This is a genomic window from Phycisphaerales bacterium (assembly GCA_016699835.1).
GTDB lineage: Bacteria > Planctomycetota > Phycisphaerae > Phycisphaerales > UBA1924.
Genome location: CP064987.1, coordinates 2798773 through 2809844, shown reverse-complemented (window position 1 = coordinate 2809844; position 11072 = coordinate 2798773). Strand labels below are relative to the sequence as shown.

12 protein-coding genes are annotated in these 11072 nt (G+C 66.3%); 5 read left to right on the top strand and 7 right to left on the bottom strand.

Features of this window, described 5'->3' with window-relative positions; all coding sequences use genetic code 11:
- Positions 1–25 precede the first annotated feature (25 nt).
- A complete protein-coding gene (locus IPK69_11560; protein QQS08612.1) occupies positions 26–1912 on the bottom strand; it encodes an AAA family ATPase in 1887 nt (628 codons plus the stop codon).
- 448 nt (positions 1913–2360) lie between these two features.
- Between IPK69_11560 and IPK69_11555 the strand changes: the two genes are divergently transcribed.
- Positions 2361–2630, top strand: coding sequence for a hypothetical protein (locus IPK69_11555; protein ID QQS08611.1), 270 nt, complete (start codon positions 2361–2363; stop codon positions 2628–2630).
- A 343-nt stretch (positions 2631–2973) separates the two neighbouring features.
- Here IPK69_11555 and IPK69_11550 read toward each other — a convergent pair whose 3' ends face one another.
- The 3 genes from IPK69_11550 to IPK69_11540 all read right to left on the bottom strand — a co-directional run bounded on the left by IPK69_11550 (position 2974) and on the right by IPK69_11540 (position 5160).
- Positions 2974–3402, bottom strand: coding sequence for a hypothetical protein (locus IPK69_11550; GenBank protein QQS08610.1), 429 nt, complete (start codon positions 3400–3402; stop codon positions 2974–2976).
- A gap of 111 nt (positions 3403–3513) precedes the next feature.
- On the bottom strand, positions 3514–3903 hold the full coding sequence (locus IPK69_11545) for a hypothetical protein (GenBank protein ID QQS08609.1): 390 nt from the start codon (positions 3901–3903) through the stop codon (positions 3514–3516).
- A gap of 249 nt (positions 3904–4152) precedes the next feature.
- Positions 4153–5160, bottom strand: a complete 1008-nt coding sequence (locus tag IPK69_11540) for a hypothetical protein (GenBank protein QQS08608.1) — start codon at positions 5158–5160, stop codon at positions 4153–4155.
- A 37-nt stretch (positions 5161–5197) separates the two neighbouring features.
- Here IPK69_11540 and IPK69_11535 point away from each other — a divergent pair, with 37 nt between their 5' ends.
- The gene (locus IPK69_11535) at positions 5198–5893 is read left to right on the top strand and encodes a leucyl/phenylalanyl-tRNA--protein transferase (protein ID QQS08607.1); all 696 of its coding nucleotides are present in this window, start codon (positions 5198–5200) and stop codon (positions 5891–5893) included.
- A gap of 89 nt (positions 5894–5982) precedes the next feature.
- Here IPK69_11535 and dut read toward each other — a convergent pair whose 3' ends face one another.
- The 3 genes from dut to IPK69_11520 form a co-directional block, all read right to left on the bottom strand.
- Positions 5983–6405 (bottom strand): dUTP diphosphatase, encoded by a 423-nt coding sequence (gene dut, locus IPK69_11530; GenBank protein ID QQS10477.1) that lies wholly within the window; start codon positions 6403–6405, stop codon positions 5983–5985.
- A 64-nt stretch (positions 6406–6469) separates the two neighbouring features.
- Entirely contained in the window at positions 6470–6775 is a 306-nt protein-coding gene (locus tag IPK69_11525; protein QQS08606.1) for a hypothetical protein, read from the bottom strand.
- Positions 6776–6937: 162 nt separating this feature from the next.
- Positions 6938–8473, bottom strand: coding sequence for a polysaccharide biosynthesis protein (locus IPK69_11520; GenBank protein ID QQS08605.1), 1536 nt, complete (start codon positions 8471–8473; stop codon positions 6938–6940).
- 183 nt (positions 8474–8656) lie between these two features.
- Here IPK69_11520 and IPK69_11515 point away from each other — a divergent pair, with 183 nt between their 5' ends.
- The 3 genes from IPK69_11515 (at position 8657) to ruvX (ending at position 11069) form a co-directional block, all read left to right on the top strand.
- Complete coding sequence (locus IPK69_11515; GenBank protein ID QQS08604.1) at positions 8657–9289, top strand: hypothetical protein; 633 nt, start codon at positions 8657–8659, stop codon at positions 9287–9289.
- 72 nt (positions 9290–9361) lie between these two features.
- A complete protein-coding gene (locus IPK69_11510) occupies positions 9362–10513 on the top strand; it encodes a mannose-1-phosphate guanylyltransferase (GenBank protein QQS08603.1) in 1152 nt (383 codons plus the stop codon).
- 73 nt (positions 10514–10586) lie between these two features.
- On the top strand, positions 10587–11069 hold the full coding sequence (gene ruvX / locus IPK69_11505; GenBank protein ID QQS08602.1) for a Holliday junction resolvase RuvX: 483 nt from the start codon (positions 10587–10589) through the stop codon (positions 11067–11069).
- Positions 11070–11072: the final 3 nt, after the last annotated feature.

Below are 11072 nucleotides of genomic sequence, written 5' to 3'. Positions count from 1 at the left end.
CACGCCCACCAATCCCGAACCCAACTCAATCCGCGGCCGACGCCGGCTCATTGCGCACGATCTCCATCGCCCTGGGCTTTCCCTCGACCATCGACGCTGTGCCCGAGGACCCGCCCACCGTGCTCACGCTCCGGCTCATCGGCACCTCGATCACGCTGTTCATCTCGCCGTACGGATTGACCTCCGTCGCCTTGTTGTACGGATCCGTCGCCCACCGCCCATCGAGGACCAGGCGGTACGAGTTCTTGCCCGCGGGGCAGGGCACGCAGACCTCGAACACCCCCAGCGTCTCGTTGCGCTTCATCGGCGTCGCCGTCATCGACCACGCGTTGAACTCGCCCGCGACGCACATCGTCCCCGCCGCCGACAACGGCTGCACGAACAGGACGCCCTGGCTCGTGGCGTGGGCGCCGAGCAACCGCTGCGTGGACGGATCGATAGGGATCGGGCCACTGTGTGTCACCGACGCTTTGATCTCCGACGCCACCACGCGCAGCGTCGGATGCGGCGGCGTCCCCACGATCGTCGATGGTCTCGCCGCTGCAGCAATCGTGGTCGCAGCCACCTCTGCCGCGCTCCCGCCACTCTCGCCCGTCTTGCTCGTGGCGTCGCCGCCTTGTCCCCCGCTCGTCGCCCAGCGACGAAGGAACTGCTGCGCCCGCCTCGCGACATCTTCCGCCCGGCTGATCATCGGCATCGGAATCTCCCCACTCGTCGCCGCGCTCGGGACCGACTTGGCCTCCATCGCGACCGTTCCCTTCGCCCCGGGCCTCCACGGCGACGCCGCGCCCTCGAGCACGGCCGTGTCCAGCCCGCGCGTGAGCACCTCGACGATCGTCCCGCGTTCCTCCACCTCACTGGCGTCCGCGCTCGACTCCAACGGCGCCGCGAGGCGTCCGATCACCCACTCGGCGAGTTGCGTGTAGTCGTGCGCCGCCGTGCTGTGCGGGGCATAGTCCACGATCCCCTGCCCGAAACTCGCCGCCTCGCGCAACTTCGAGTTCCGCCGGATCACGACCGGCACCAGCCGGTCCTTGTGCTTGCGCTTCATCTCCTGGAGCAGATCCTCCGCGACCACGCTCGTGTCGTCGTGGATCGTCGGGAGCAACCACACGGGCTTCGCACCCGCGTTCGAGGCCGCGCCCGCGCCGATCGCGTTCGCCGCACCACTTCCCCCCCACCCCGCACCGCTCCCCGCGAGCCGCTTCTGGATCGCGCGGACCGTGTTGATCTGCTTCTGGGCCCCCTGCAGCGAGAAGAACGACGTCTCCACCGGAATCAGCACCGCGTCCGCCGCGACCAGCACGTTGTACGTGAGCAGCCCGATCGCCGGCGAGGAATCAATGAGCACGACGTCGTAGTCCTGCCCGATCTCGCGAAGGACTCGGGCCAATCTCGTCTCGCGATCGCCCGCGGGCAGATCGCTCAGCCCGCCGCGCGGCGCCTCCAGCCCCGCCAGCCTCATCCGGCTGGGCACGAGATCCAGATTCCGCCCGCAGCGCCACACCAGCCGGGCCCGATCGACCCCTCTCCCCTTCTGATTTCCTTCACTTTGCCCCACCGCCATCATCGCGTCGCCCACGTCGAGATCGATGCGGTGCTCGGGCACGCCCAGCCCCGCCGCGCAGTGCGACTGCGGGTCCATGTCCACAAGCAAGACGCGCCGACCGGCCCAGTTCATCCCCCCCGCCGAGCTCGTCCCCGCCGCCCCACCCGAAATCCCCCCCGCGCCAGGCCCATTCCCGCCCCCAATGCCTCTAGCCAGGATCCCCGCGAGATTGATCGCGGTCGTGGTCTTCCCACACCCGCCCTTCTGATTGATAATCGCGATGACGCGCACGCCAACTCCTTCGACGTTTCGCACCGATGGCGACGCGCCCAGGCCCATCAGGCCCGCGACCCATCGCCCCATGCCAACCAGAACGCCATCCTGGCGTTCCTTCGACTCACTTTCAGTCGTGTATCGGGTGATGGCCGAACAAATCTTGAAAGGCCGGGGAGGAGGCATCGGGCACTGGGCACCAGGCACCAGGGCAAGGCAGACCACCCCCGTCGTCACGCCCGCGATCCCGACCCACTCTCGTGGGGCAGGCGGCCTGCCTGCCTCTACTTCACCTTCATCGCGCCCCTCTCACCCAATCCCCCCTCATCCCCTTCCTCTCCCCTCCGCGTCCTATGCGTTCGTATTGGAAAGTGACCCGGATCGGCCTTCGTGATTCGTGATTCGGCATTCGTAGGGGAGAGAATGGTTCTCGGGGCTGGTGTTCTCGCCCGCCAGCACTCCGATCCCGCCCCACACAACTCCAATGTGGCCCCACATCGCTCTTATCTCGTCCCACATCGCTCCGATGTGGGGCTTCATGGCTCTGATGACGCGCGTGATTGCTCTGATCACGCCCGTCATTGCTCTGATGACGCCCGTCATCGTTTCTATCACGCGCGTCATCACTCTGATGACGGGCGTCATCAGAGTTGTGTGGAGCGTCCGCGGGCCTTATTCGCGCAAGAATGCGGGTGGGGCGAGCGCGACGCGGGGGGGGGGGGCGAACGCGAGCATCGCGGCGGCGTCCGAGAACGGGACAGCCGTGAAGGCGAACGCAAAGGACGCGGAGGGGAGAAGAGGGGGATGAGAAAGGATTGGGTGAGCAGGGCGCGATGAAGATTGGGTAGGGGCAGGCGGGCCGCCTGCCCCACGAGATATGGAAGGGATCGCGGGCGCGACGCCGGAACTCGTGTGCCATTGCCCATGGCCTATTCCCCATTCCCTTCCCCACGAATGCCCAATCACGAATCACGAATGCCGATTCGGTTCACAGACGAAGACGAACGCAAAGGACGCGGAGGTAAGAACAGACGTCGTGGAGGGGAAGGCAGGGAGGAGAGACGAAGTTCCGAAGTGACGCAGAGACGAAGCCGTGTTCGCGGGCACCGCACCGGTATTCGTGTGCCATTGCCTATTCCCAATTCCCTTCTTCACACCCCGCACCCGCCCTTGAACTTCTCCCACGCGCTCCCACCCGCGTTCATCATCTTCACGGCGTCGTCGGGGGTGATGCTTCCCTCGGCCACGTACGCCGCGATCTCGCGGCGGCTCTGCTCGCGTGCCCGCGCGATCGAGACACGCTGGACCGCCTTCACCACGACGAGGATCACCATGAGCGAGACGCCCAGCGCGATCAGCACGATCTTCGTCACGTCGTCGCTGCTCATATTCGTGCCCGCCACGCCCGCGGGCTGGAGCGCGAGCGTCGAGCCCGTGAGCGCGGGCAGATGGATCGAGATCGCGCCCAGCGCTTCGGAGAGCCCGCTCCCGGCCTGGGTGACGGCGTCGCCGGCGTGGCCCACAGCGTCACCGGCGGTCGAGGCAAAGTTCGTGGCGGACTCCATCATAGGGGGACACATCGCGATTCTCCTTCTTCCATTCGAGACTCACCGGCACTCGTTCGTTCCTTCGCCGCGCCAGCCATGGATCGCTCGACTCTGGCCGGTCACCAGCCCCAGCTCGGGCGTCACTCACGCCTCGTTCTTCCCCGCCTTCATCAGCCGCTCCCCCTGCTCGGGAGTCATGCTCCCCTCGGCGATGTACGCGGCGATCTCGCGACGCGTCCGCTCCCGCGCCGACGTCTTCATGACGCCGCTCACCGAGCGGATGAGCACGATCCCCACGATCACCGCCCCCACGATCGAGGGCACGAGCACGCCGTCGTTCAAGAGGGCCTCGGGAATCGTCGCCCGCCCCTCGCCCGGCGCCGATTCGGTCGCGAGCGCCACCGACGAGCACGCGAGCACGCCCAGCACGCCCGCCGCCATCCCGGCCGGAGCCAGAATCACGCGCCCCAAGGGTGAGCGGCCTCCGGTCAAGGTCGTGCGCCAAAGGGCGGCCGACACGGGTTGAGTCTCCATCGCCAGATCTCCTCATCACGGCGGCCGGCGAACCACGCGAACGCCTCCATGCGCCCGAATTCCACCCACCATTGTTGGGCAAGCACCCACGACGATTTCACACAGGCGTCGAATACGAACGAACCCCGCCCGAATCGGTCGAAATCAGGCCGATTTCCATATCCAACGCCACACCACACACACCGCACGGCTCGACACCCTGCCACTTCGTCTCTTCGTCCTTACGGAACTCCGTCTCTTCCCCCACCCTCACCCCCCCATCATCCGCCTCGTGACCAGGTACAGCCACGACGAGTAGAGGTCGAACCCCGGCACGTCGTCGCGCGTCGTGCGCACGCCCCGTCCGATCGAGCGCGCGTGGTTCTTCACGATGTCGGGCGGGCAGCGGAACGACGCGAAGTTCGTGTCCACCACCGCGCGGGGCGCCTCCATCGCAAACCGCACCGCCATGCGATCGATGTTCTCGATGTTCGTCACCGTCTTGTCCTTCCCGAGGATCGAGAAGTCGAACTTCTTGCTCTCGACGCGGTAGCACTGTCCATTCACGTCCCACAGATCGAGCATCGCGAACCGGCGCGACGACGACTCGCGCATCACCCCACCCGATCCGCCGGTGTCATCGAACATCGCGCCGAGCACCGCGGCGTCGGGGCCCATCGTCGCCATCCACGTCGACCCGTGCACGCCGCGTCCGCCCCAGTCCGCGTCCATCACGCCCCCGTCCCCGGGCGTGACGGTCGTCGTGGATTGCGTCACCCATCCGCGCACGATGAGAGAGATCGAATCGAGACGCATCCTGGCCAGGACTTCCTTCCACGTGTCGATCGCGTACACGGTCCCCGGCGAGCCGGCGCCACCCTCGGCGAGAAAGATCGCTCGCAAGCGATGCACCTCGGGCAACTCGCCCATCGCCAGAACGTCGATGGCGTACGCCGCGACGCCCAGAGTCGAGAGCGATTCCTCCGCGGCCTTCGCGGCGTCTCGATGCATCCATCGCACGATCGCGGGGACCCCACGCCGAAGGATCAGCCGCGCCTGAGCGTCGTCGATCGCCAAGGATGCGCTGTTGACGCGATGCCCGGCCTCGGTCGCCTCCACCAAAGCGTCGATCCGGTCTTGTTCTGTGAACGTGTCGGGCCACTGCACCACCGACAGATACGACAATCGATCGCGCGGGCGAGCGGGAATCATCCGTCCCCCACCGCCTCCACCCGAGTCGCTCGGGTTCATGAGAATCGTGCCGTGATGCCCCATCATGCCGCTGTAGAGTACACCAATGTGCCCGCCGCGCGAATTGCCACCCGAACCGATCAACCGCCCCATCGACCCGCGCGTCGTCCGCACCGTCCTCGAGTTCTACCGCCGCGGCTGGTTCCCGATGCACGACGACGAATCGAAGACCACGCGCTGGGTCCAGCCACGCGCCCGGGCCGTCATCCCCCTCGACCCGGACCTGTTCAAAGTCTCAAGATCCCTCCGCGCCCGCATCCGTGCCAACACGTTCACCCTTCGCACCGACACCGCGTTCGATCGGGTCATCCGCGAGTGCGCCGCGCCCGCCTCCGGGCGCGAAGACACCTGGCTCGCCACCGACATCATCGATCTGTTCACGAATCTCCACCGTGCCGGCCACGCCCACAGCGTCGAGGCCTGGATCATCGACGACACCGGCGAGCGGCTCGTTGGTGGTCTCTACGGCCTCGCCCTCGGCAAGGTCTTCTGCGGCGAGTCCATGTTCTCAAGGCCCACACTCGGCGGCACCGACGCCTCCAAGGTCTGCCTCGTCCACCTCGTCCACCATCTCCGCCGCCGTGGCTTCCAACTCTTAGACGCCCAACTCCACAACGACCACCTCGCCCAGTTCGGTATGTTCGAGATGGACGCCCGCGACTACCTCGCGCAGACCCGCGAACTCGCCACCGACCACGTCGATTGGCTTCCCTTCGAGCCAGGCCGTACGCACGATGAACTCGTGGCACCATGCCCGTAGTTCGACTTCAGTCGGAACTACCCATCCTCGTGGCACAGGCGTCCCGCCTGTATCTCCATGCTTCTACATCTCTTCGACACGATGCAGACTCAGTGCCCCGTCGATCCGAACCCCCCCACCCCGCGCACCGTCTCATCGAGTGATTCAACAACCTCGATCGCCGCCTGCACCACCGGCGCGATCACGATCTGCGCGATGCGCATGCCATGCGTGATCTGCACCGGCTCACGCGACAGATTGATCAGCAGCACCTGCAACTCGCCACGATAATCCGCGTCGATCGTCCCCGGCGCGTTCACGACCGTGATGCCCTTGCTCGAGAGCCCCGATCGTGGCCGGACCTGACCCTCGAACCCGCTGGGGATCGCCATCGCCAGCCCCGTGGGCACGCGCGCGATCTCGCCAACCTTCAACTCGATGTCTCCCTCGGGCAGACACGCCGCAAGGTCCAGCCCCGCCGCCCCGGGCGTTTGATACGCCGGCACGCGCGCGAGCTCATTCAGTTTCCGGATCCGAAGCGCCGCCGAAGTGAGTGTCTCGTTCACGCACCAGCGTAGACCGCATTCGCCGCGAGCATCACTGCGCGCGCACGGTTGTCACATCCGCGATCGAGTCGCCACGAATTAGCGCGAGGTCTCCATCCTGAAGATTCCGCCGATACTCCGCCAGCGCCTTCGTCAGCGTCTCGACGACACGCTGGGCGGATTGGATCGCGTTGTCCAGGCTCGACTTGCCCGTCACCGTCTTGTACACGTCCCGCTGGCCCGTCTCCGACAAGTGCCGCTCCGAAGAGGCTTTGGCGTCCAGGAGTCCCTTGAGGAGCGCCGAGGCGCGGTCGCGGGCTTTGGATGTCTCTTCGATGATGCGCGCGCGTTCGTTCATAGATGGTGTTTCCGGAAGGGTGGACCTCACTCCGCGAGGCGGGCCGAACGTGAAGCATTCGGCATGTGTCGCTTGGGGGGCTCACCGTTGAGCGCTCGTCCGTGACCCGAAAGCCGACCCGAAGAACCGGGATGTCAATTACAGCCACCTCCGCCGCGAGACTCAAGCCGCGGCTTCAAAATCCTTCTTGAGTTGATAGGACTGTGTTCGGCGTTCGGCGAGTTCTGGGACATGGGCCGCGATCGACTCGATCACCTCGGCACCCGAGGAATCGTTGCGAACTCGGTCGAGTTCGGCGATCATGGATTGGATGTCGAGGTTCGGGTCGAGGCTCCCACGCCACGCACGAATCCCCGGATTGGGCGTGCACTGCAACTGCTCGTCGGCGTAGGCCAACTCCTCATGCAGTTTCTCGCCCGGGCGCGCCCCGGAGAAGGCGATCTCGATCGGCGCCTGATCGCCCACCATCGGTGTCTCGCCGGGGAGCGTGGGAGCAAATCCGTGCGCACGCACGAAGCGCGTCGCCAGGTCCAGGATCTTCACCGGCTCGCCCATGTCGAGGACATACACCGGCGCCTCGCCCGTGCTCTTCGTCGCCGCCGCCGACTGCACGACGAGCGTGGCGGCCTCGTGGATGGTCATGAAATACCGCGTCATGCGCGGATCGGTCACGGTGATCGGGCCGCCCTCGGCGAGTTGCGAGGCCCAGATCGGCACGACGCTGCACGCCGAGCCGAGCACGTTGCCGAACCGCACGATCGCGCACCGCGTCGGGCATTCGCGCCCGGCGCGCCCGAGCGACTGCACGTACATCTCCGCGATCCGCTTGGTTGCGCCCATCACGCTCGTCGGGTTCACGGCCTTGTCTGTCGAGACGAGAACATACCGCTCGGCCTTCACCGCGATCGATGCGTCGGCGACCGACCTCGTCCCGAAGACGTTGTTCGTGACAGCGTGCGCGGGGTGGTCCTCCATCAGCGGCACGTGCTTGTGTGCCGCCGCGTGGAAGACGACCTGCGGCTTCAAGTCCTCGAAGAGCCGGCGCGTGCGATCGGCGTCGGTGATGTCGTGCAGCACCGCCCGGCGTGAAAGCCCCGGAAAACGAGTCCCGATCTGCCGATCGATCTCGAAGAGCGCGTTCTCGGCCCGCTCCATCAGGATGAGTGACGACGGCGAGAACGTCGCGCAGATCCGCGCGAGTTCCGACCCGATCGACCCGCCCGCCCCGGTGATCAGCACACGCTTGCCCGCGATCGCCTGCGCCACGGACCTCCGATCGATGCCGAAGGGCACACGACCAATGAGTTCCACAATGCTGACATCCGATGCGGACCGGCGTATGACTGGCGCCCGCGACTCATCGAGCACATCATCGATCGGCGGGACAAACCGAGTACGGACGCCGAGTTCGCTGAGCCGCGCCGAGACCTTCAATCGCTGCGCACCCATCGATTCGGGAAGCGAGACCACTGCCGATGTGACGCCGAGCACCCGGTGAGCGTCGGACAGATTCGTGAGATCACCAAGCACGGCAAGCGAGACTCCCGCAGGCCACTCGATCGTGCGACGAGAATCCCTCTCGCTCTCATTCACGACGAGACACCCGGCGAATCCGATGCCCTTGCTCGACGCCCTAAGTTGGGCGGCCAGGCTCGGCAGGGTTTGCCGCGTCCCGATCAGGAGTGTGCGTGCCCACATGGGCCGATCGTCGGGCGCGGCGTGCGAAGGACTCGTTGGCTTCGGTTCGGTCTGCATGCTGGCTCTGGTGCCTCCAAACTTCTTTATCGGCACTCGCCGGGGGCGACGACAGCAGGATCCGAGAACCGCAGAGTCGGGACTTGTCAGGGGCACACGCCTACCTTTGGGAGCATGATCTCACGGATGACCGGCACGGTGGCCTCGGTCGATGAGGGCGCGATCGAACTCCAACCCACGGGCGGGATGCCCGGGATGTTGGTCGAGGTCTTGCTCCCGGCGTATCTCGCCGCCGCCATCTCTCCCGGGCAATCCCTCACGCTCTTCACACATCTGTACCTTGAAGGCCAGGGCCAGGGCACGTCCTTCGTCCCAAGGCTGCTCGGATTTTCATCCGCCTCCGACCGCGAGTTCTTCGAGGCGCTCAACACCGTCAAGGGCATCGGGAATCGCAAGGCCTTGCGGATTCTCGCGATGCCGCCCGCCGAGATCGCGTCCGCCATTGAGTCCAAGGACGCCCGAGCACTCCAGGAACTTCCCGAAGTCGGCAAGCGCCTCGCCGAGACCATCATCGCAGAACTCGGCGGCAAGGTGGGACGATTCGTGCTCGGCAGCGAGCCGGGCCTCCGATCCTCGGCAAGACCAACCGGCACGATCGAGCCCAAACTCCCGCCCGAGGCCGAGCAGGCGGTCGAGGCGCTTATCGCGCTTGGCGAGGTGCGGGGCGATGCCCAGCGTGCCGTCCTTCGCGCGATCGAGCGCGCGGGCGACACGACCAATGTCGATCGCCTCCTCGAACTCGTCTTTGCCTCGCGCTGACGCCCACGACTATCCCGAAAAACTTGCCCTCGCCCAAGGCCACGCCCGCAAGAGCCGATATCCTCTGCCTCCATGCGTCACGCGATGATCATGGCCGGCGGCGCCGGCACGAGACTCTGGCCCCTGAGCCGAAAAGGGCTCCCGAAGCAGTTGCTGCGCTTCATCCCGCGCCCCGGCGGCAAGCGCGGCGACTCGAAGGACCCCACGTCGCTCCTCGCGATCGCCGCCCGACGCATCGAGGGCATCATCCCGCTGGGCAACCGCTACATCTGCACCGCCGAGCAGTATCGCGAGGCCGTCCTCGACGAACTCCCCGGGTACAAGGACTCGCAGGTCATCGGTGAGCCCGTGGCCCGCGACACGGTCAACGCGATCGGTCTCACCGCCGCAATCCTCGCCAAGAACGACCCCGAGGCGATCTTCGCCGTCCTCACCGCCGACCACATCATCGAGCCGATCGACGCCTTCCGCGAGCGTCTCGACATCGGGTTCAAACTCGTCGAGGACGACCCGCGTCGACTCGTGACCTTCTCCATCAAGCCGACGTATCCCGCCACGGGCTTCGGCTATGTCGAGCGAGGCACGCCGATCCGCGGCGTCCCCGGAGCCGAGAAGAAGGCCTTCCACGTCGCGCGATTCGTCGAGAAGCCCGACCTCCCACGGGCCGAGGCGTACGTGCGCAGCGGCGAGTTCGCGTGGAACTCGGGCATGTTCGTCTGGCGCGCCTCGACCTTCCTCGAGGCCCTCGAGAAGTTCAAGCCCGAGAGCCACGCGGGGCTCATGGAGATCCAGGCGGCGTGGGGCAAGCGAGGGGCCAAGTCCACGCTCGAACGCGTCTACCCCACGCTCCCCAAGATCAGCGTGGACTATGCCGTCCTCGAGCCCGCGGCCAAGTCGTCCGCGAGCGCCAAGAGCACGCCCAAGTTCAGCGTCTGCACCGTGCTCATGGACCTCACCTGGCTCGATGTCGGGAGTTGGCCCAGTTACGCCGAGACGATCGAGCCCGATGCCGACGCCAATCGCCACACGGGCGTGGGCCGACTCGCGTCGCACGCCGCGAAGAACAACCTCATCGTGAACGACGTGAAGGGGCACACGATCGCGCTGCTGGGCGTCGACGACCTCATCGTCATCCACACCCAGGACGCGACGCTCATCATGCCCAGGTCCAAGGCCGAGGATCTCAAGAAACTCCACGAGAAACTCGACGAGCGCATCCGCTAGGCATTCATCGCCGGCGAAATCCGTGCCCGCTGATTCCAAACGCCCAGGCAACGTTACGTCCCGATGCCCCCTAATGATCTCCCACGTGAGATACGTCGGCATCGATATCGGCGACTCGCGCACCGGGCTGGCCATCGGCGACCCCGAGACCCGCCTCGTCTCGCCACTCCCCGTGGTCGATGTCCCCTTCGCCCTCCGCGGCGGCGACGCGCTCATCGAGGCCATCGCCCGCGAGATCGAGCGATCCGTCGGCACACGCCCCGCGCCGACGCTCGTCTTCGGCCTGCCACTGAACATGGACGGAAGCGAGGGACCGCAGGCGAAGAAGGTCCGCGCCTTGGCCGATCGCATCGGCGCCAGGCTCGCCACCAAACCCGTCTTCCAGGACGAGCGCCTCACCACCGCCGACGCGGATTGGCAGATGGCAGGCTCGGGGCTCTCGCACAAGCAGAAGAAGATGCGCCGCGACGGGATCGCCGCCGCGACGATCCTGCGCGAGTATCTCTCCATCACGTTGGGGCAACGCCGATCCACACCCGAAGAGAGCGAGAAGTAACGA